Source organism: Dietzia sp. oral taxon 368 (assembly GCF_002999155.1).
Lineage (GTDB): Bacteria > Actinomycetota > Actinomycetes > Mycobacteriales > Mycobacteriaceae > Dietzia > Dietzia cinnamea.
The window spans coordinates 2,282,970-2,303,498 of record NZ_CP027238.1 but is presented as its reverse complement, the minus strand read 5'-3'; the positions used below and the strand labels follow the sequence as shown (position 1 = coordinate 2,303,498).

At 71.8% G+C, this 20,529-nt stretch carries 19 protein-coding genes; 4 read left to right on the top strand and 15 right to left on the bottom strand.

What is annotated here, in order from left to right; translation table 11 throughout:
* Nucleotides 1–34: 34 nt before the first annotated feature.
* Both C3V38_RS10765 and C3V38_RS10760 read right to left on the bottom strand, forming a co-directional pair.
* Complete coding sequence (locus C3V38_RS10765; protein WP_106385763.1) at nucleotides 35–361, bottom strand: zf-HC2 domain-containing protein; 327 nt, start codon at nucleotides 359–361, stop codon at nucleotides 35–37.
* Nucleotides 361–1,038: a sigma-70 family RNA polymerase sigma factor gene (locus tag C3V38_RS10760; protein WP_106385762.1), complete on the bottom strand. Its 678-nt coding sequence runs from the start codon at nucleotides 1,036–1,038 to the stop codon at nucleotides 361–363. The genes C3V38_RS10765 and C3V38_RS10760 overlap by 1 nt, the downstream gene beginning before the upstream one ends.
* Nucleotides 1,039–1,143: 105 nt before the next feature.
* Here C3V38_RS10760 and C3V38_RS10755 point away from each other — a divergent pair, with 105 nt between their 5' ends.
* Complete coding sequence (locus tag C3V38_RS10755) at nucleotides 1,144–1,698, top strand: aminoacyl-tRNA deacylase (protein ID WP_106385761.1); 555 nt, start codon at nucleotides 1,144–1,146, stop codon at nucleotides 1,696–1,698.
* A 51-nt stretch (nucleotides 1,699–1,749) separates the two neighbouring features.
* Here C3V38_RS10755 and C3V38_RS10750 read toward each other — a convergent pair whose 3' ends face one another.
* Nucleotides 1,750–2,553, bottom strand: a complete 804-nt coding sequence (locus tag C3V38_RS10750) for an SOS response-associated peptidase (protein ID WP_106385760.1) — start codon at nucleotides 2,551–2,553, stop codon at nucleotides 1,750–1,752.
* A 40-nt stretch (nucleotides 2,554–2,593) separates the two neighbouring features.
* Between C3V38_RS10750 and aroA the strand changes: the two genes are divergently transcribed.
* Both aroA and rsgA read left to right on the top strand, forming a co-directional pair.
* Nucleotides 2,594–3,913 (top strand): 3-phosphoshikimate 1-carboxyvinyltransferase, encoded by a 1,320-nt coding sequence (gene aroA / locus C3V38_RS10745; protein ID WP_106385759.1) that lies wholly within the window; start codon nucleotides 2,594–2,596, stop codon nucleotides 3,911–3,913.
* Between the two features lie 9 nt (nucleotides 3,914–3,922).
* Nucleotides 3,923–4,972 carry a ribosome small subunit-dependent GTPase A gene (gene rsgA, locus C3V38_RS10740; protein WP_106385758.1) on the top strand — a complete coding sequence of 350 codons (1,050 nt, stop codon included), beginning with the start codon at nucleotides 3,923–3,925 and terminating at the stop codon, nucleotides 4,970–4,972.
* A gap of 66 nt (nucleotides 4,973–5,038) precedes the next feature.
* Here rsgA and C3V38_RS10735 read toward each other — a convergent pair whose 3' ends face one another.
* From C3V38_RS10735 to C3V38_RS10720, 4 genes are all read right to left on the bottom strand, one after another.
* Nucleotides 5,039–6,157 carry a ferredoxin reductase gene (locus C3V38_RS10735; RefSeq protein WP_007630253.1) on the bottom strand — a complete coding sequence of 373 codons (1,119 nt, stop codon included), beginning with the start codon at nucleotides 6,155–6,157 and terminating at the stop codon, nucleotides 5,039–5,041.
* A 112-nt stretch (nucleotides 6,158–6,269) separates the two neighbouring features.
* Nucleotides 6,270–6,791 (bottom strand): hypothetical protein, encoded by a 522-nt coding sequence (locus C3V38_RS10730; RefSeq protein WP_106385757.1) that lies wholly within the window; start codon nucleotides 6,789–6,791, stop codon nucleotides 6,270–6,272.
* A gap of 60 nt (nucleotides 6,792–6,851) precedes the next feature.
* On the bottom strand, nucleotides 6,852–8,249 hold the full coding sequence (locus C3V38_RS10725) for a wax ester/triacylglycerol synthase family O-acyltransferase (RefSeq protein WP_106385756.1): 1,398 nt from the start codon (nucleotides 8,247–8,249) through the stop codon (nucleotides 6,852–6,854).
* A gap of 4 nt (nucleotides 8,250–8,253) precedes the next feature.
* Nucleotides 8,254–8,664: an HAD family hydrolase gene (locus tag C3V38_RS10720; protein ID WP_106385755.1), complete on the bottom strand. Its 411-nt coding sequence runs from the start codon at nucleotides 8,662–8,664 to the stop codon at nucleotides 8,254–8,256.
* A 129-nt stretch (nucleotides 8,665–8,793) separates the two neighbouring features.
* On the opposite strand from C3V38_RS10720, the gene C3V38_RS10715 reads away from it, so the two are divergent.
* The gene (locus tag C3V38_RS10715) at nucleotides 8,794–9,360 is read left to right on the top strand and encodes an Rv3235 family protein (protein ID WP_254425958.1); all 567 of its coding nucleotides are present in this window, start codon (nucleotides 8,794–8,796) and stop codon (nucleotides 9,358–9,360) included.
* Between the two features lie 31 nt (nucleotides 9,361–9,391).
* Here the strand turns inward: C3V38_RS10715 and secA are convergent, their stop codons facing one another.
* From secA to ahcY, 8 genes are all read right to left on the bottom strand, one after another.
* Nucleotides 9,392–12,169, bottom strand: coding sequence for a preprotein translocase subunit SecA (gene secA, locus C3V38_RS10710; protein WP_106385754.1), 2,778 nt, complete (start codon nucleotides 12,167–12,169; stop codon nucleotides 9,392–9,394).
* Between the two features lie 165 nt (nucleotides 12,170–12,334).
* The gene (gene hpf, locus C3V38_RS10705) at nucleotides 12,335–13,036 is read right to left on the bottom strand and encodes a ribosome hibernation-promoting factor, HPF/YfiA family (protein WP_106385753.1); all 702 of its coding nucleotides are present in this window, start codon (nucleotides 13,034–13,036) and stop codon (nucleotides 12,335–12,337) included.
* A gap of 238 nt (nucleotides 13,037–13,274) precedes the next feature.
* Nucleotides 13,275–14,063 carry a ComF family protein gene (locus C3V38_RS10700; protein WP_254425957.1) on the bottom strand — a complete coding sequence of 263 codons (789 nt, stop codon included), beginning with the start codon at nucleotides 14,061–14,063 and terminating at the stop codon, nucleotides 13,275–13,277.
* Between the two features lie 4 nt (nucleotides 14,064–14,067).
* A complete protein-coding gene (locus tag C3V38_RS10695; RefSeq protein ID WP_106385752.1) occupies nucleotides 14,068–15,804 on the bottom strand; it encodes an LpqB family beta-propeller domain-containing protein in 1,737 nt (578 codons plus the stop codon).
* A complete protein-coding gene (gene mtrB, locus C3V38_RS10690; RefSeq protein ID WP_106385751.1) occupies nucleotides 15,801–17,528 on the bottom strand; it encodes an MtrAB system histidine kinase MtrB in 1,728 nt (575 codons plus the stop codon). Before mtrB ends, C3V38_RS10695 begins: the two co-directional genes overlap by 4 nt.
* Nucleotides 17,525–18,205, bottom strand: a complete 681-nt coding sequence (gene mtrA / locus C3V38_RS10685; protein ID WP_061228099.1) for an MtrAB system response regulator MtrA — start codon at nucleotides 18,203–18,205, stop codon at nucleotides 17,525–17,527. The genes mtrB and mtrA overlap by 4 nt, the downstream gene beginning before the upstream one ends.
* A 91-nt stretch (nucleotides 18,206–18,296) precedes the next feature.
* Nucleotides 18,297–19,010: a dTMP kinase gene (locus C3V38_RS10680; RefSeq protein ID WP_254425956.1), complete on the bottom strand. Its 714-nt coding sequence runs from the start codon at nucleotides 19,008–19,010 to the stop codon at nucleotides 18,297–18,299.
* A 26-nt stretch (nucleotides 19,011–19,036) separates the two neighbouring features.
* A complete protein-coding gene (gene ahcY / locus C3V38_RS10675; protein WP_106385749.1) occupies nucleotides 19,037–20,503 on the bottom strand; it encodes an adenosylhomocysteinase in 1,467 nt (488 codons plus the stop codon).
* Between the last annotated feature and the right edge of the window lie 26 nt (nucleotides 20,504–20,529).

Here is a 20,529-nt window from a genome sequence, read left to right as displayed (position 1 = left end):
CCGTCGCGGCCGTGACGTCGGCCGCCGGGCCGGTCTAGGTGAGGTCTCGCCGCTCCACCGTCGTGCGCTGGTGCACGACGGTCGTGCCGTCGACGCCCGTCGTGGTCACCGTCGTACGCCGGATCTCCACCATGAGACGCTCCCGCAGGCCCGACGGCGCCTTCTCGCAACACGAACTCGAGAGCTTGGCCTTGAGACGACGCTCCGACAGGAACATCTCCCGGCAATCCGGGCAGCCGGCGAGATGATGCTCGAGGCGCGAACGGCAGGCGTCATCGCACTCGAGGTCCACGAGCAGGGAGAGGTCGCGCTTCGCGGCGCGACAGTCGATCTCGTCGAGGCGCGGATCGTGCTCCTTCATCACTTCGCCCCCTCCTCACGGTCACGGCCGAAGCCGCGCTCGGCGGCCACGTCGCGCAGAAGTTCCCGCAGCTGCTTGCGGCCGCGGTGCAGTCGCGACATCACGGTCCCCAGGGGGGTGTCCATGATCTCGGCGATCTCCTTGTACGGCAGGTCCTGGACGTCGGCGTAGTAGACCGCCATCCGGAACTCCTCGGGGAGCTCGGCCAGCGCCGCTCGGATCTCGTCGTCAGGCAGCAGCTCCATGGCCTCGACCTCCGCCGAACGCAGCCCCGTCGAGGTGTGCTCGGCCGCCGCGGCGAGCTGCCAGTCGGTGATCTCGTCGGTCGGGTACTGCGCGGGCTGCCGCTGCCGCTTACGGTAGTGGTTGATGTAGGCGTTGGTGAGGATGCGGTGCATCCAGGCCCGGAAGTTGGTCCCCGGCTTGAACGAGTGGAACCCGGCGAACGCCTTGGCGTAGGCCTCCTGCACCAGGTCCTCGGCATCGGCGGGGTTCCTGGTCATCCGTAAGGCGGCGCCGTACAGCTGGTCGAGCAGTGGCATGGCCAGCTCCTCGAACTGCTCGGCGCGTTGGTCGGCCTCGTCGGGCTGCAACTCGGTCGGCAACCGGAACTCCTCACCTGTCGATGTCCCGGAGTCTAACCGCACACCCGGGGCGTCGAGGACCGCGGTCCGCATCGCACCCTCCTTCCCGTCCCCGGACCATCCCGGGGCACTCGCCCAGGAACAACGCGGACCACCGCACCGGTATTCCGGACCCGCCTGGCGCTACGCTGGTCCACCGTGGGCAGGAAGAGCGGCCGCGGTGATGCCGCGGTGGGCGGACGCGGTGGGGCCGCCACCCCCGCGATCGCCGCGCTGCGGGCCGCCGGGGTCGCCCACGAGGTCCACACCTACGACGCGCGCGGCGAGACCGCATACGGCGACGAGGCCGCCCGCGTGATGGGCGAGCGCCTGGGGGTGGACGCGGACCGGGTGTTCAAGACCCTCGTCCTGGCGACCGCGCGGCCGCCGGCGGGTTCCCGCGTCGCGCTGGCGGTGGCGGTGCTGCCGGTGACCTCATCGCTCGACCTCAAGGCCGCGGCCGCCGCGCTCGGATGCGGCAGGGCCTCGCTCGCGCCGGTCGACGTCGCCGAGAAGACCACGGGCTACGTGGTGGGTGGCGTCTCCCCCGTCGGCCAGAAACGCCCCCTGGCCACGGTGATCGACGCCTCCGCGCTCGTTCACCGCACGGTCCTGTGCAGCGCCGGGCGGCGCGGCTGGGAGATCGAACTCGACCCCGCGGAGCTGGTCCGGGTGACCGGCGCGGTGACGGCCCCGGTCACGGCGGCGCGGTGACGGCCGCGGCGGGCTGACGGAGTTCGCGCGCCGGGCCGGCCGGGCTCGCGGCTAGAACAGCATCCCCTCGGTGGGGTCGACGGGCCGCACGAGCTCCGGCCCCTCGTTGCGGACACTCGACACCGCCCGGGAGACCGGGCGGATCTCGACCGACTCCGCCCACCCCCCGAGATCCCCGCCCGCGCCGTCGACCAGCGCGCGCGGGTCGCCGATCACGGCGGGGTCGAGCCAGTCCGCCACCAGGTCCGGGTGGACGGCCAGGGGCATCCGGTCGTGGACCCGCCGGAGCGGGCCCAGCGCCTCCGTGGTGAGGATCGTGCACGACAGCTGGGTGACGGACGGGTCGACCGGGTCGCGCCGCGCCTCCCACAGTCCGGCCATCAGCAGGCCGCGATCGCCCGGCAGGCTCATGAAGTACGGCTGCTTGGGCCCCGCCTTGGCGCCCGGGGAAGCGGGTTCACCGGGCACCCACTCGTACCAGCCGTCCATCGGGACCACGCAGTGCCGGCGGGCGACGGCGGCGCGGAACGCCGGCTTGGAGGCCGCGGTCTCCACGCGGGCGTTGAACAGAGTCGGCAGGCGCTGGGACTCCTTGGTCCACGACGGGACCAGCCCCCACCGCATGGCCCGCAGCACCCGCCGCGGGGCGGCGGGGCCCACGGCCTCGTCGAGGCTCTCGCGCGGCACGTCCAGCGTGAGGACCGGGACGGTGGTGGTGGGCGCGATGTTGAACCGCGGCGTCGGCGGCGCGGTGTCCGGGTGGAGGCCGACGGGCGGCGCGGACGCCTCGTCGACCGCGCCCAGTTCCAGCGCGAGCTGCGCCGGGTCGGAAGAGAGCGAGAACCGTCCACACATGCCGACATCCTCGCACCCGGATCCGCCGGGAGCGCCCGCGATGGGCGACAATGGCCGGGTGAGTCATTGGAGCGCCCCCGTCGCCGCTGCCCCCGTGGACGCCGACGTCGTAGTCCCCGGATCCAAGTCGCTGACCAACCGCGCCCTCCCCCTCGCCGCCCTGGCCGACGGCCCCTCCCGCCTGACCGGCACCCTGCGCAGCCGCGACACCGACCTCATGATCGGCGCCCTGCGGTCCCTGGGCGCCCGGGTCGAGGGCCCCGCCGGCGACCTCCGCCCCGACGACACCGACCTGACCATCACGCCCGGTCCGCTGCGCGGAGACGACGTCGAGTGCGGGCTGGCCGGGACGGTCATGCGCTTCGTCCCCCCGATCGCCGCCCTCGCCACCGGCCCCTCGACATTCGACGGCGACCCCGCCGCCCGGGTCCGCCCACAGTCCACGGTGCTCGACGCGCTGCGGGCCCTCGGCGCCGAGATCGACGGCGAGCGCCTGCCCTTCACCGTCTCCGGCACGGGCTCCCTGCGCGGGGGCCGCGTCGAGATGGACGCCTCGGCCTCCTCGCAGTTCGTCTCCGGCCTCCTGCTCTCGGCCGCCCGCTTCGACGAGGGCCTCGACCTCGTGCATGTGGGGCTCTCGCCCGTCCCGTCCGGACCGCACATCGAGATGACACTGGCGATGCTCCGCGAGTCCGGCGTCACCGTCGAGCAGCCGACCCCGTCCTCATGGCGGGTCGCCCCCGGCCCGATCGCGGCCGTCGACCGGGTCGTCGAGCCCGACCTGTCCAACGCCACCCCGTTCCTGGCCGCCGCGGCGGTCACCGGCGGAACCGTCCGCATCCCGCACTGGCCCGCCACCACGACCCAGCCCGGCGACGCCATCCGCGACATCCTGCGGGCCATGGGAGCGTCCGTGACCCTCGAGATCGCCGACGATGCGGACCACGGCACCCTCGTCGTCGTCGGCCCCTCGCGCCTCTCCCCCGTCGATCGGGACCTGTCCGCCATCGGCGAGCTCACCCCCACCGTCGCCGCCCTGTGCGCGCTGGCCGACGGCCCGTCGCGTCTCACGGGGATCGCGCACCTGCGCGGCCACGAGACCGACCGCCTCGCCGCGCTGGCCGCCGAGCTGGGGGCCGTGGGGTGCGGCGTCACCGAGCTCGACGACGGACTCGAGATCACCCCCGCGCCCCTGCGCGGCGCCCCGTGGCGCGCCTACGCCGACCACCGCATGGCCACCGCCGGCGCCATCGTCGGACTGGTCGTGCCGGGCGTCGAGGTCGACGACGTCGGGTGCACCTCCAAGACCCTGCCCGGCTTCACCACCATGTGGGCCGACATGCTCGCCGGACGGGGCTGACGGGCGGCCATGCCGAGCGGACGGGGCGCGGGCGGCGTACGCGGGTGGGACGAATCCGACGTCCGGGTCAGGCCCGGCAAGGGGTCGCGGCCGCGCACCAAGCGCCGACCCAGCCACGACGACGCGGCCGCCGCGATGGTCGTCGCCGTCGACCGCGGCCGGTGGGGGTGCGTGCTGCTCGACGACGGACCCGGGCACCGCGCCGGCACCCGCGTCGTCGCCATGCGGGCGCGCGAACTGGGCCGCACGCCCGTGGTGGTGGGTGACCGTGTGGGCGTTGTCGGCGACCTGTCCGGCGCGCGCGACACCCTCACCCGCATCGTGCGCGTCGAGGACCGCTCCACCGTGCTGCGTCGCACCGCCGACGACTCCGACCCCTACGAGCGGGTCGTGGTGGCCAACGCGGAACTGTTGCTCATCGTTGTCGCGGTGGCCGACCCGCCGCCGCGCGCCGGCTTCGTCGCCCGTGCGCTCGTGGCCGCCTACACCGGCGGACTGGACCCGGTCCTGTGCCTGACCAAGGGTGACCTGGACGACCCGTCCGTGTTCGCCGCCGAGTTCGCCGCCCTCGACGTGCCGGTCCTGCGGGTGGGGGTCGACGACGAGCTGGACGATCTCCACGCCCTGATCGACGGCCGGATCTCCGCGATGATCGGCCACTCGGGAGTCGGGAAATCGACGTTGGTCAACCGCCTGGTCCCGCGGGCGGACAGGGCGACGGGCGTGGTCTCCGGCGTCGGGAAGGGCCGACACACCTCCACCCAGTCGGTCGCGCTCGAACTGGCCGCCGGCGGCTGGGTGGTGGACACGCCCGGCATCCGCAGCTTCGGCCTGGCGCACGTCTCGCCCGAGGACGTGGTGGGCGCGTTCTCCGACCTCGTCGAGATCGCGGCGGACTGTCCGCGCGGCTGTACCCACCAGGGACCGCCGGCCGACCCGGAGTGCGCGTTCGACGCCATCGTCGATCCGGCAGTGCACCGACGGGCGATGGCCGTGCGCGAGCTACTCGGGGCGCTGCAGTCCAACGACCCCTGGGCGCTGGGGCTGGACCAGGACTGACGCGTCGCCGCGGGCACGCGATGGGTGCCGCTGACGACACGGGCCCGCGGTGGGCACCGGGCGGCGTCAGAGCTTGAGCTCGACGTCACCCAGCGCGACCGACACACACGTCTGGATCCGCTCGCCCGGGCCGTGATCGGTGCCGTTGCGCAGATCCCGCACGTGCCCCTCGTCCAGGCCCACCACGCAGGTCTGGCAGATGCCCATACGACACCCGAACGGCATCTGCACGCCGACGCTCTCCCCGCCCTCGAGGATCGTCGTGGCCCCGTCGAGTTCGACGGTCTTGCCGGTGGAGCCGTACTTGACCGTCCCGCCGGATGCGCCGGCGTTGCGGTCCACCGTGAACCGCTCGACGTGGAGGTCGTCGCGCCCCGAGGCCTCGAAGTGCTCGGTCAGTTCGTCGAGCATCGCCGACGGACCGCACGCCCACGTGGGCCGCTCGGACCAGTCCGGCACCAGCGCCGCCATCTGCTCGGCGTTGATGCGACCCTCCTCGCTGGTCACCCGCAGATGCAGTGTGTACCCCGGCTGGGTGCGTTCCAACGCGAGCAGCTCGTCGTGGAACAGCGCGTCCTCGCGGTCGCGGATCGAGTGGACGTGGACCACGTCGGGGAACCGCTCGTCAGCCGAGCGCCTGTCCAGCGACCGCAACATGCCCATCACGGGGGTGATGCCCGACCCGGCGGTGACGAACATCAGCTTGTCCGGCGTCGGGGACGGCAAATGGAAGTCGCCGGCCGGGGCCTGCAGCCGGACGATGGTGCCCGGCTCGACGGTGCCGACGATGTGGTTGCTCAGCAGGCCCTCGGGCATCGCCTTGACGGTCACCGAGTACTCGCCACGACCGCTCGTGGGTGCCGAGGTCAACGAGTACGACCGCCACGTCCAGCGTCCGTTGAGCAGCACGCCGATCCCCAGGTACTGGCCCGGGCGGTACTCCGGGGTGGCACCCCAACCCGGCTTGATGACGAGCGTCACCGCGTCGTCGGCCTCTCGGCGCACGGAGACGATCTCGCCGCGCAGCTCCCGAGCGGACCACAGCGGGTAGATGAGCGACGAGTAGTCGTCCATGCGCAGCGGATGGGTCAGACGGTTGAGGAACCGACGCGCGCCCCGCGGCTCAGGGACCCGCGCGGCCGCCGCCCGCATGATACGACTGAGCCCGCTCTTCGACTCGGACATTGGTGCCTCCTCGCGTCCGGCCATCCGCGGCCCGGGGATCGGGCCGACGCTGCCAGAAGATGAACCTACGGTAGCGTAGGTTAGCCGCCTCCGCCCATACCCTCGCGCGCGCTCAGAGCAAGGTGAGCAGGAACGGCAGTTCCACGGCGTCGTACCACGCCAGATCCACGTCGAGCGCGTCGCCCACGGTGAGCTCCGCGTCCTCGTCCCCGAGATCGGCCCGATCGACCGCCTCGACGGCGTCGCGAACCAGATCGACCGCTCCCGCGAGGTCCACGTGCACGGCCGCGATGTCGGCCATCGCGACCGTCCCGCCCGCCAGTCGCACGACGGCCGTGTCGAGATCCGGGCGTGGGGTGACCTGCTCGTCCGGCACGTCCGCGCTCACCACGACACGCCGGTACGGGTGGGCCTCGTGCGCCGTCCCCGAATCGAGCTCGCCGCCGAGCAGGCGGAGTGAGGCGCGGGCGGCCTCGAGGAACGCCACGTGTTCGATCTCCTCCATATCGCCCTCCGCGTACGACTCGATCAGGGCGGGGGTCGCGGCGAACGCGGTCCCGCTCCGCACGGGCATTTCGCCCGCGTCCAGCAGGGTCTCGAGCATCGTCAGCGTGGCGGGGATGAACAGTCGCATCGGTGGGCCTTCCTGGGGCGGGAGCGATTACGGGGGCGCCGGTGGGTCGGCCGGGACCGGTCAGCCGGCGGAACCGGCGAGCTCGTCCAGGGCCGACGCGATCAGCTCGCCGATCTCCTCGACGTCTGGGACGGCCTGGCGGTCGGAGGTGAAGCCGCAGTACACGGTCCCGGAGTAACTGCTCATGGACACGGCCAGCGCCTGGCCCTCGAGCAGCGCCGGAACGGGGTAGACCTCGACCAGCTCGCCGTCGCCCCAGAACACCTTGCGTTGCGGGCCGGGGGCATTGGTCACCACCAGGTCGTAGCTCTCCGACGGCAACATGATCGCCGCCCGGGACGCCAGCGCGTGCAGGGTGGGCGGGGCGAATCCGGAGAGCCGCGCCAGAGACTTGGCGCCGACCGCCTCCCGCGGCGAGCGCTGGGTCGCGGCCTCGCGGGCGATCTGCGCCAACCGCATCCGGGGGTTGGGCTCCCCGACCGGCATGCCGATGAGCGCCGAGGCGATCTCCGCGGACGTCACGTCGCCGGGCGCCTCCGCGCCGTCGATCTCGGCGGTGACGGCCATCGGCACGATCGCACGCAGGCTGTCCGACGTGGACAGCGGATGGCCGCAGGACAGGATCCAGGACCGCAGCGCCCCGCACAGGACGGCGAGCACCACGTCGTTGACCTTGCAGGAGTGCGCCCGGGCGATCTCCCTCGCCTCGGACAACGGGAACGACGCGAGCCCGACCCTGCTGCCCCGGGGGCGAGCGGTGCGGAACATCTCCGACAGGCCCCCTCCGGGACGCAGCACCGACAGGGTGGCCGCCCCCACGAGGCCGCGTGAGGTCCGCTCCAGCGCGTTCGCCAGGCGTCCCGAACGGCGAACCAGCTCCAGAGGGTCGGTCGCGATGGTCATGAGCGCGTCCAGCACCAGCACCCCGTCGCCGGGCGACGGCACGGGCGTCCAGGTGGCGACCTCGTCGGCGTCCGCGGAGACGCGCTCGTCGGTCATGAGCACCTGCGCCAGGTCGACGGCGTTGGGCCCGCCCAACAGGACGTGGTGGCTCTTGGTGAGAATAGCCAACCGGCCGTCGGGTAGGCCCTCGATGAGGTACAGCTCCCACAGCGGGCGGTCGGCCTCGAGGGGCCTGTCGACCAGCCTGGCCACCAGGTCGGCCAACTGCCGCGTCCCGCCCGGCGCGGGCAGCGCCGACCGGCGGACGTGGAAGCTCAGGTCGAAGTCGGGGTCGTCGACCCAGACCGCCCTGGCCAGACCGAACGGGACCTGACGGATCCGTTGCCGGTAGCGGGGCGCGTCGGCCAGCCGCGTGTCGACGAACTCCATGACACGGTCGATGTCCCACGGTTCGTCACGGGCGACCAGGGCCAGCGAACACGAGTGCCGGCTCCGGGAACGCGCGGCGTCCCCGAGGAGCAGGTCCGCGTCGGCGGTGGCCAGCCTGGTCGCCATGGCGTCAGACCGCCTCGTCCAACCCGAGCAGGCCGCGAATCTCCACGGCCGCCCGGTCGAACACCTGGTAGAACACGCCGATCATGCCGGTCTGCACCGCGCCGAGAACGTTCTCGATCGCGTCGTCGACCATCACGCACTCCCTCGGCTCGAGCTCGAGGCGGCGGGCGGCCTCGAGGAAGGCCTCCGGCTCCGGCTTCTCGACGCCGATCGCGCCGCTGAGCACCACGTGGTCGATCCCGTACTCACGGGCCTCCTCGCGGACGCGGTCGGCGCCCGGTCCCTCGGGTTCGTTGCTCAGCACGGCGAGGCGCACGTCGTTGGCCCTCGCACCGGTCAGGATCGACCGCCAGTTCTCGCGGTCCTCGTCCGTGCCGTCCAGCACGCCGAAGTAGTCGACTATCAGTCCACGCATGGGGACAGCCTAGGCAACACCCGTCGGGCGTGCAGTAGGAGAGGTGGAACCACGGGCCCGATCCGCCGCGTCAAGAGGGTAGAGGACGCGAGACCACCGAAGGGTCGAGCGCGGGAGGAGCCCAGCCAGATGACACCGACACCGGTATCCGCACCGACGTCCGGTCGGCCGCCGCCGACCACCATGATCGCCTCCGGAGGCGCCGCGGAGTGGCACACGGAGGACGGCCGGATCCGTCCCCTGCCGCCGACGGAACCCGGGCCGGGTTGGCGGGAGCGGGAGCGCGAGCGCGTCGTCGACCGCTCCGGCAGGCCCGTGCCCGCACCGGACGACGAGGTTCCCGTGCCGGCACGGCGGGCCGCCCACGCGCTCATCGTCATGGCGCTGGAGGTCGTGGATCGCCGGCGTGCGCCGCAGAACACCCGCGGGGCGTTCCCACCGCATCTCATGGAGATGCTGCGCTCACTCGCGCGCGTAGGCGTGCCCGGACAGCACCTGGGGCCGGCAAGACTCCACCGCCTCCACATCCATGCCGCCGGCGCGGTGGACACGGACGCGGGATCGGACGAGGACTCGGGTCCGCGGGATTACGAGGTCTGCGCCACGTACGCACGCGGACCGCGACTGTTCGCCGTCGCGGCCCGCATCCGGGTGACCCCCACGGGAGCCGGTTGTACGGCCCTGCGGTTGGTGTGAGCGCCCCGGCGCGGCGGCCGGGCGGGGCCGATCAGTCCCGGCGCCCGCGCGAGGCGGTCCGGGCGGCCCGCTCCCGACGCTCGGCCCGCTGCTGACGCTCCTGCGAACGGCGCTCGGCGCGGTTGGCCGTGGTGCCCTCGTCGACCAGCTGGGCGTCGCCGCTCTCCGACGGGCCGGAGAACTGCATCTGCTCCTCGCTCACGTCTCGGCCGGTGCCCGCCGCCTGGAGGATGGGGTTGGCACCGGCCAGTGCCGCCGCCTGCGCCGCCGACGGTCCGGCCATCGCCGCCTCCTGCCGGCCCGCCTGAACCTTGACGTTGAACAGGAACGCCACGGTCTCCTCCCGCACGCCGTCCATCATCGCGGAGAACATGTCGTAGCCCTCGCGCTGGTACTCGACCAACGGGTCGCGCTGGGCCATGGCGCGCAGCCCGATGCCCTCCTTGAGGTAGTCCATCTCGTAGAGGTGCTCACGCCACTTACGGTCGAGGACCTGGAGCATGACCGACCGCTCGAGCTGGCGCATCGCGCCCTCGCCGCCGATGCCCTCGATCTCGGACTCGCGCTCGTCGTACCGGGCGAAGACGTCGTCGAGGACGGCGTCCTTGAGGTTCTTGGCGGAGAGGTCGCCGGGAGAGCCGTACTCGTCACCGTCGATGATCTCCTGCGCGGTGATCGACACGGGGTAGAGCTGCCGCAGCGCGTCCCACAGCTTCTCCAGGTCCCAGTCCTCGACATACCCCTCGGCGGTGGCACCGTCCACGTAGGCGCTTACCACCTGGTAGATCATCGACTCGACCTGGTCGGTGATGTCCTCGCCCTCCAGGATGCGCTTGCGCTCACGGTAGATGACCGTGCGTTGCTGGTTCATCACCTCGTCGTACTTGAGCACGTCCTTGCGGATCTCGAAGTTCTGCGACTCGACCTGCGTCTGGGCGTTCTTGACCGCGCGCGAGACCATGCCGGCCTCGATGGGCACGTCGTCGGGCAGGCTCAGTCTGTTCATGATCGCCTCCACTGCGGCGCCGTTGAAGCGCCTCATGAGCTCGTCACCCAGCGACAGGTAGAAGCGGGACTCCCCCGGGTCGCCCTGGCGCCCCGAGCGGCCACGCAGCTGGTTGTCGATGCGGCGCGAGTCGTGCCTCTCGGTGCCCAGCACGTAGAGGCCACCGGCCTCGCGGACCCGCTCGGCCTCCTCCCTGGTGAGCTTGCGCATCCGCTCGATCTCGGCGTCCCACGCGGCCTCGTACTCCTCCGGGGTGGTGACCGGGTCGAGGCCGCGATCGCGGAGGTTGAGGTCGGCGATGATGTCGGGGTTGCCGCCCAGCACGATGTCGGTACCGCGGCCGGCCATGTTGGTGGCGACCGTGACCGCGCCGGGCCGGCCGGCCTGGGCGATGATCTGCGCCTCCTGGGCGTGGAACTTGGCATTGAGGACGTGGTGCTTGATGCCCTTGCGGGTGAGCAGCCGGGACAGGTGCTCACTGCGCTCGACGGAGGCGGTGCCCACGAGCACCGGCTGCTTCTTCTCGACCCGCTCGGCGATGTCCTCCACAACGGCGGCGAACTTGGCCTCCTCGGTCTTGTAGATGAGGTCGGGCTGGTCCGCGCGGGCCATGGGGCGGTTGGTCGGGATGGGCATGACCTCGAGCTTGTAGATCTGGTACAGCTCGGCCGCCTCGGTCTCGGCGGTGCCGGTCATGCCGGCCAGCTTCTCGTAGAGCCGGAAGTAGTTCTGGAGCGTGATGGTGGCCAGGGTCTGGTTCTCGGCCTTGATCTCCACGCGCTCCTTGGCCTCGATGGCCTGGTGCATTCCCTCGTTGTAGCGGCGACCGTCGAGGACGCGCCCGGTGAACTCGTCGACGATGATGACGTCGCCGTCGCGGACGATGTAGTCCTTGTCCTTGGTGAACAGCTCCTTGGCTTTGATGGAGTTGTTCAGGTAGCTCACCAGCGGCGAGTTGGCGGCCTCGTAGAGGTTCTCGATACCCAGTTGGTCCTCGACGAACTCGACGCCCTGCTCGGTGACGCCGATCGTCCGCTTCTTGCGGTCGACCTCGTAGTGGGTGCCCTCCTCCAGCAGCGGGGCGATGCGCGCGAACTCGGCGTACCACTTGCTGGAACCGTCCGCGGGCCCGGAGATGATGAGCGGGGTCCGCGCCTCGTCGATGAGGATGGAGTCGACCTCGTCGACGATCGCGTAGTTGTGCCCGCGCTGGACGAGCTGCGCGGTGTCATGCGCCATGTTGTCGCGAAGGTAGTCGAACCCGAACTCGTTGTTCGTGCCGTAGGTGATGTCGGCGTGGTAGGCCTCGCGCCGCTGGTCGGGCGTCATGCCGCTGAGGATGGCACCCACGGACAGTCCCAGGAAGCGGTGGACTCGGCCCATCCACTCGGCGTCACGCTTGGCGAGGTAGTCGTTGACCGTCACGACGTGCACGCCCTTGTCGGACAGGGCGTTGAGGTAGGCGGGCAGCACACAGGTCAGGGTCTTGCCCTCGCCGGTCTTCATCTCGGCGACGGACCCGGTATGCAGCACGATCGCGCCGATGATCTGCACCTTGTACGGCTTCTGTCCGAGGACGCGGTACGCGGCCTCGCGCGCCACGGCGAACGCCTCGGGCAGCAGGTCGTCCAGTGTCTCTCCGTCGGCCACCCGACGCCTGAACTCCCCGGTCTTCGCCCGGAGCTCGTCGTCGGTCAGCTTCTCCGTGTCGGCGGAGAGCGAGTCCACGTAGTCGGCGAGAGCGGTGTACTTCTTGAGCTTTCGCCCCTCGCCGGCCCGGAGCAGCTTGGAAAGAATGGACACAGTCTCGAACGTCCTCGTGGTCGGGGAAGTGGTCGTGGTATCTGCGACCTGCGTGGTGGCACGCGGGCCCGGATTCATCCTAGGTGCTGCGGACCGTCCTGACACGCCGAGGGCGGTCCGGTCGAGCGGGACCGGACCGCCCTCGGCGGGTGTGGGAGGGGACCGTCAGCCCTCGTCGCTCAGGGTGATGAGCCCGTAGTCGAACGCGTGCCGGCGGTAGACGACGGTGGCACGCCCGGTCTCCGCGTCGCGGAAGAGGTAGAAGTCGTGACCCACGAGTTCCATCTTCTCGAGCGCCTCATCGACCGACATCGGGGTGCCGTCGTGTTCCTTGCGCCGCACGATCTGCCCGGGCATCGAAGCGTCGACCCCGTCGTCGTACTCCACGCCGTCGAGCTGCTGGTCGAGCGCGCCTACAGGGGCGGCGTCGGCGGCGAGCTCGGCGGTCGCCTCGGCGACCGACTGCGGGCGCCGGTGCCCGGAGTGGCTGATCTTGCGACGGGTACGGGCCTTGCGCATCTGCCGCTCGAGCTTGGCCACGGCCGACTCGAGGGCCGCGTAGAAGGTGTCCTCGGCCGCCTCGGCCCGGGCCACTCCCGGCTTGCCCTTGACGGTGATCTCCACGCGCTGGCTCACCTTGGCCAGCCTCGGGTTGTTCTCGTGCAACAAGATCACGTCGAACCGCTGGATCAGCGGCGCCATCTTCTCGACCTTTGCGAGCTTGGTGTTGATCCGGCTCACGAAGTGGTCGGGGACCTCGACGTTCCGGCCGCGGATGGTCACCTGGGCCTCGGGGGTGCCGGGATCGTCGGTCTCGGGACCGTCGAAGGTGGCGGGGTCGAGCAGGACTGCGGGGGTCTTCGCCATCGAAGCTCCTCCTCATCGGGCCTGCGGCGGACCGCTGCGACCGATCCGGTAACCGCCCGGAATCCCGGCCGAAGGGTCCACCCACATGGCTGAGTGGACACTCTGCGGACACGGCCCACCAGAGCCGACAGGCGGCGAACGTGCTGGTGAACCCGTCCAAAGCCCACCCTACCCGCTCGCGCTGACGCTGCACCCGAGACCGCGAACTCACACCGGACCGACGCGCGTCGGCGTCCGTTCACGCTGCCGTGACGGCCAGGACGCCGGTCACCGGAAGGCCTCCCGCCACGAGGACGGCCACGCACTCGGCAGCCGTGGCACCGGTGGTCACCACGTCGTCGACGAGGAGGACCGTCGCGGGCGTCGTCAGGAGTGCGGCCACCGTGTCCGGCGCCCCGGGGGAGGCGCGCAGCACCGTCCCGGCGGGGCGCCGGCGGATGCGCCCGGAGAGGTTGTCGGCGCGGGCCCGGGCACCGAGGCCGGAGGCGTCGCGGACCCGCCCGCGGACCTCGAGCAGCGGCGCCACGACCACCGGACCGATCGGCACCGATCCGGCGAGGTCGGCGGCCAGGACGTCCACGATGTCGCGCACGTGGTCGAACCCGCGCCGGCGACGGGCGCGCCCCGACGCCGGGGCGGGCACGAGGACCGTGGGCCGCTCCCCCGCCTCGGCGATCTCACCCGCCGCGCGCAGGCTGTCGACCGCCGCGGCGAGGGCGGTGCCGAACGGGCGCGCGAGGTCGGATCTGCCGCGGTCCTTGTACGCGGACACGGCGCGGGCGGCCGGGCCGGTGTGCCGGGCCAGCGCCCAGGCGGGGACGCGGAGGTCGGCGCGGGTCCGCACGACGAGCGGCGGTCCGGCCAGGGTCTCGGCGCACGCGGGACACCACCGGTGGCGGGCGCGTCCGCAGCCTGCGCACTCGAGCGGCACGACGAGGTCGGCCAGGGCGGCGGCCCAGGTGTCGGGGTCACGCCGCCGACGCGTCGCGCGTCCGGGGGGCGGCGCGCCCTCGTCCCCGACCCTCACCGGGTCAGCCCGCGACCACCGGATCGGCGCGGATCGCGGCCAGCCCGGGGATCTCCCGCCAGTATCTGTCGCCGGTCTGGGCGCCGGTGTCGAGGCGCAGCAGGGAGCGCCGGTCCACCACGTAGATCTCGCGTCCGGCCGCCGCGACGGCGGTCACCGGTCCGGAGATGTTGCGCTGGGACAGCGGTTCCGCGATGGCCCCGTCGACGGAGACGGTCGCGACGGGCGCCTCGGCGGTGTCGCGGCCCACGACGATCGTCGAGCGGTCCCGCCAGGCCACGGCCGTGGCTGTCTCCCCGAGTGCGCGGCCGACCTGCCGGAACGTTCCGGCGAGCGGCTGCCCGGTCTCGGCGGACAGTGAGCCGATGAACACCTTGCCGTCGGCGACCACGGCCATCTGGGTGCCGGACTGGTCGATGCGCAACGCGGTGACCCGGCCGCCGAGGGAGCGGATCGGGCCGGCCTCCATCTCGCGGATGTCGGGGCCGCCGCGCCCCATCCCGATGCGGACGAGGCGCGTGTCGTCGATCATCACCCACGCCCGGCCGTCGACCGGGTGGAACGTCGGGCCCGTGACGCTCCGCGCGGTGAGGATCTCGGTGGGATCGCCGTCGATCGCGCCGACGAGGAGCCGGTTGGTCCCCGCCCCCTCGTCGCCGACGACCATCGCCAGGACGCGTCCGTCGTAGGAGACGGCGGCGCTGCTGCCCCCGCGCACCTCGGACCACGGCCCGCCGGCCGGGCGGGCGCCGCCCGGCTCGAGTCGGACCAGCCCGTCGGCTGCGGTGAGGGCGTAGCGCATGGGCTCGGCGGGCGGGTAGGGGTCGAAGTCGCGGACGTCCTCGGTGGTCCACCCGTTCGCGTACCGCTCGTCGAGGGGCGCGCCGTCGCGTTCGAGGCGGTAGGGCCCGGGGACGTCGGCGCGCGCGAGGGTCCACACGACCTGAGCGGCGAACTGGGTGGTGGCCTGACTGCTCAGCACCGGCAGCCCGGCGAAGTCGATGGTGGTGCCGGGGACGTCGCCTCCGTCTTCCTCGCCGGGGCGGACGGAGACGGAGGCGGGGACTCTGGACAGGACGGAGTCGGTGAGACCTGCGCGCGGGCCGGTGGCGAGGAGGTTGACGAGGGAGTACTCGAGGTCGGTGCGGTCGGCGGCCGTCCACCGGGGGTCCGGGACGAGGGCTTCGCCGGAGCCGGAGAGGAAGAACAGGTCGCGCTGGGCGTAGGTGGAGAAGAACTCGGCCTTCTCGATCACGACTCCCGGCGGCAGTTCGTCGATCCGCCACTGTCCGTCGGTGCGGGTGAGCCCGATGGTGACCTCGAGCTGGCCGACGTCCTCGCGGAAGATGCCGCCGGGGTCGAGTGAGCCGACCTTCTCCGCGCGGAGCGTGTACTCGGCGCGGTCGGCCGAGCGGCCTCCCTCCGCGCTGAGGTCGGCGCGCAGCACGATGATGGTCTCGGCCAGGTCGTCCCAGGTCTCCGCCGCCTCCGGGGTGAGGAACTGGCGCGCGGCGGCGTGCCGCTGGTCGGCGATGGCCGCCGCCTTGAGGAAGTCCCGGACCAGGAGGTCCGGTTCCTGGTCGGGCACGGGGGTGGGGATCGCCAGGTCGTCACCCTCGGGCGCGAACGTGTCGATGACCTGGGGCGACGACGACGAGGGCAGCGTGGCGCAGCTGGTGGCCGTCAGTCCGGTGGCGCAGGCCAGTGTCACGGCGACCGCCAGGAGCCGGGGGCGGGTCATGGTGTGTCCTCCGCCGTTCCGGGGACCCGCTCGAGCGGGGTCGGTGAGCCGGTGGACACGAGCCGCGCCTCGTCCTCGGGCGTCAAGGGCAGCGGGCTCGAGGTGAGCGTGCTGCCGCGCCGGCGCGGGATGGTGAGCCGGAAACACGATCCCTCGCCGGGGCTGCCCCAGCCGTCCAGCCGGCCGCCGTGCAGCTTGGCGTCCTCGAGGGCGATCGCCAGTCCGAGCCCGGTGCCGCCGGAGCGGCGCACCCGGGAGGGGTCGGCGCGCCAGAACCGGTTGAACACGCGTGTCTCCTCGCCGGGTTTGAGCCCGACGCCGTGGTCGCGGACGGAGACCGCGAGGGCGGTGTCGGAGCCGCGGAGGGTGACGCGCACGGGCTTGGACTCGCAGTGGTCCAGCGCGTTGGCCACGAGGTTGCGCAGGATCCGCTCGACGCGCCTGGAGTCGACCTCGGCCATGACCGGCTCGTCGGGCATGTCGATCTCGACCTCGACGCCCGCGGCCTCGGCGATGTGGGCGACGGTGCCGACCGCGTCCCGGACGGCGGTGCGCACGTCCAGCTCGGCCGTCGACAGTTCGGCCATGCCGGCGTCGTGGCGCGAGACCTCGAGCAGGTCGGTGAGCAGGCTCTCGAAGCGGTCGAGTTCGGACTCGAGCAGCTCCACGGCGCGTTTGGTGGGGGCGTCGAGGTCCTCGGCCGAATCCGAGATGATGTCGGCGGCCATCCGGACGGTGGTCAGCGGCGTGCGCAGCTCATGGGAGACGTCGGAGGTGAACCGCTTCTGCAGGTCGCCGAACTCCTCGAGCTGGGTGATCTGGTCGGACAGGCTCTGGGCCATGTCGTTGAACGCCATGGCCAGGCGTGCGACGTCGTCCTCGCCGCGGATGACCATCCGCTCCTTGAGGTGGCCGTTGGCGAAGCGTTGGGCGATCGAGGCCGCCTGCCGGACGGGCAGCACCACCTGCCGGGCGACGATCCACGCGATCGCCGCGGACAGCACGATGATCGCCAGGCCGGCGGTGGCGACGATCCCCCGCATGATGCCGAGGGTCTGTTCCTCGGCGATGAGCGGGTACACGAGGTAGAGCTCGAGCCCGGGGATGGACGAGTCGGTCGGCGTGCCCAGCATGAGCGCCTTGGCCTGCTCGCCGCGGAAGTCGACGGTGACGTACTGGTAGGCGATGCGTCCCCGTTGGACGAGGGACTGCAGTTCGGGCGGCACCTCCGCCTCGGCGGGACTGACCACCTGCCCGCGGCCCGTCTGGTCGGGCACGACGAGGATGGGGTCGAACGTGCCGGCGTGGACGGAGTCGCCGCCGGAGGCGACGCCGCGCTCACTGATGGCGCTGCGCGCCTGGTCGAGCCGCGACTGCTCGCTGGTGCCCTCGTCGGTCGCGGCGATCTGCGCCTCGACCGTGAGGCGGAGCCGGCCGGCCTGCTCCATGGCGGCGTCGAGTTTGGTCGACAGCAGCTGGGCGGCCATCTGGCTCTGCAGCATGAACGCGATCGTGAGGATCACGCCCATCGACAACGCGAGGGTCGAGGTGACGACCCGCAGCTGCAGGGAGCGTCGCCACATGCGCGCGATCCGACCGCCGATGGCGGCCGGGTCGAGTTCGGACAGTCGCTCCCGGAAGGTCGGTGACGAGTCGGTCACGTCCCGGGTGTCGGGCTCGTCCCCGGTGGACGCCACCGCGTCGTCGGGACGAGCGGTGGTCACGAGACCGGACCGGCCTTGTAGCCGACGCCGCGCACGGTGAGGACGACCTCCGGGTTCTCGGGGTCCTTCTCGATCTTCGCCCGCAGGCGCTGGACGTGGACGTTGACCAGCCGGGTGTCGGCCGAGTGGCGGTAGCCCCACACGTGTTCGAGCAGGACCTCACGCGTGAACACCTGGCGGGGCTTGCGGGCCAGTTCCACGAGGAGGTCGAACTCGAGCGGGGTCAGCGGGATCGGCGTGCCGTCACGGGTGACGGTGTGCGCGGGCACGTCGATGGTGACGTCCCCGATGTGCAAGACCTCGCTCGGCTCGTCCTCGCCCCGGCGCAGGCGCGCGCGGATGCGGGCGACGAGCTCCTTGGGCTTGAACGGCTTCATGATGTAGTCGTCCGCACCGGACTCCAGGCCCAGGACCACGTCGACGGTGTCGGTCTTGGCGGTGAGCATGACGATCGGCACCCGGGACTCGGCGCGGATCTCCCGGCACACGTCGATCCCGCTCTTCCCGGGCAGCATGAGATCCAGCAGGACCAGGTCGGGCTGGACGGCCCGGAAGGTCTCGATGGCCTGGACACCGTCGCCGACGATCTCGGTCTCGAACCCCTCGCCCCGCAGGACGATGGTGAGCATCTCTGCCAGCGCGGCGTCGTCGTCGACGACGAGGATCTTGGGGGTCATGGTCACCACTTGTGTCGGCGTGTCGGGTCGGCATCGTCAGGCGCACGACCGCCGGTACGTACCGTGGGTCGTCTTCCTGCCGCTTCAGAGACTACCCGGCCAGCCCGCGCGATCGCGGGTGCGGCGCGGGCTCCGGGGTGGGGTCGACGACGAGGTCGGCCAACTCCGGCACCGCGGGATCGGCCCCGAGGACGCGCCAGGGCGACCGCCACGCGGCCGCCGCGAGTCGGCGGTAGACCTCCCCGGTCGCCGCCTGGAGGTCCGCGTCGCGTTCGTAGCGGTCGCGGGCACGGCCCGGGTCGGCGACCTCGCGGGAACCGGCCCGCTCGGCGGCCACCTCGACGGGGGTGTCGAGCAGCAGCTGCAGATGCGGGGCCGGCAGCCCGAGCCGGTCGAACTCGAGCGCGCCGATCCACTCGACGACTTCGGCCTCGCGGTCCGGGCCGAGCCGTGCGGCGGTGTACGCGGCGTTGGAGGCCACGTACCGGTCGAGCAGCACAACGTCGTGGGCGACGGCGAGTCCGGTGAGCGCGTCGAGCGCGGCGTGTCGGTCCAGAGCGAACAGCAGCGCCATCGCGTGGGGCGAGTCCGCCGCCCCGGCCTGACCGCCGTGCAGGGCGTCGGCGGCCAGGTCGGCGTGGAGGGTGCCGTAGCGCGGGAACGCCAGCCGGCCGACCGAGAGCCCGCGGGCGCCGAGCTCGGCGACGAGGCGGGTCGTCAACGTGTTCTTGCCCGCTCCGTCGAGCCCCTCGACGACCACGAGCCGTGCGCCTCCCGGCCGCGCACCCATCGGCCGTGCACTCATCGGCCGTGCACTCATCGTCGGTGAGCTCAGTAGCGGTAGTGGTCGGGCTTGAAGGGACCCTCGACGTCCACGCCGATGTACTCGGCCTGGTCCTTGGCCAGCCGGGTCAGGGTGCCGCCGAGAGCCTCGACGTGCAGGCGGGCGACCTTCTCGTCGAGGATCTTGGGCAGCAGGTGCACCCCGATCGGGTACTGGTCGGCCTTGGTGAACAGCTCGATCTGCGCGATCACCTGGTCGGAGAAGCTGTTGGACATCACGAACGACGGGTGCCCGGTGGCGTTGCCCAGGTTGAGCAGGCGTCCCTCCGAGAGCACGATGATCGAGCGGCCGTCGTCGTCGAAGACGAACTCGTCGACCTGCGGCTTGATGTTGATGCGGGTGACGCCCTCCGCGGACTCGAGCCCGGCCATGTCGATCTCGTTGTCGAAGTGGCCGATGTTGCCCAGGATGGCCTTGTTCTTCATCCGCTTCATGTGCTCGAAGGTGATGATGTCCTTGTTGCCCGTGGCGGTGATGACGATGTCGGCATCCGCGATCGCCTGGTCCACGGTGACCACGTCGAACCCGTCCATCATCGCCTGCAGCGCGTTGATCGGGTCGATCTCGGTGACCTGCACACGCGCACCCTGACCGGCCAGTGCCTCCGCGCAGCCCTTGCCCACGTCGCCGTAACCGCACACCAGGGCCTTCTTGCCGCCGATCAGGGCGTCGGTGCCGCGGTTGATGCCGTCCAGCAGCGAGTGACGGGTGCCGTACTTGTTGTCGAACTTGCTCTTGGTCACCGCGTCGTTGACGTTCATCGCCGGGAACGGCAGCACGCCCTCGGAGTGGAAGTGGTACAGCCGGTGCACGCCGGTGGTGGTCTCCTCCGTCACGCCCTTCACCGACTCCGCGATGGCCGTGTACTTGCCCGGATTCGCGGGAACCGATTCGCGCAGCAGCGCGTGGAAGACCTTCTCCTCCGCCGACCAGGACGCGTCGTCGGACGGCACGGCGCCGGCCTGCTCGAACTCCTTGCCCTTGATGACGAGCATCGTGGCGTCGCCACCGTCGTCGAGGATCATGTTGGGCTCGGTGCCCGGCCACGTCATGATCTGCTCGGTGCACCACCAGTACTCGGTCAGGGTCTCGCCCTTCCACGCGAACACCGGCACACCCTGCGGTGCCTCGGGGGTGCCCTCGGGCCCCACCACCACGGCGGCGGCGGCCTCGTCCTGGGTGGAGAAGATGTTGCACGAGGCCCACCGGACCTCCGCGCCCAGCGCGGTGAGCGTCTCGATCAGCACAGCGGTCTGCACCGTCATGTGGATCGAGCCGGCGATCCGGGCGCCGGCCAGGGGCTGCTCGGCCGCGTACTCCTCACGCAACGCCATCAGGCCCGGCATCTCGTGCTCAGCCAGACGGATCTGCTTGCGCCCCGCCTCCGCCAGCGACAGATCCGCCACTTTGAACTCGACACCGTTGACGGACTGAACCTGCAGATCAGCGGACATGTTCTTCGACCAGCTCCTCGTTGACT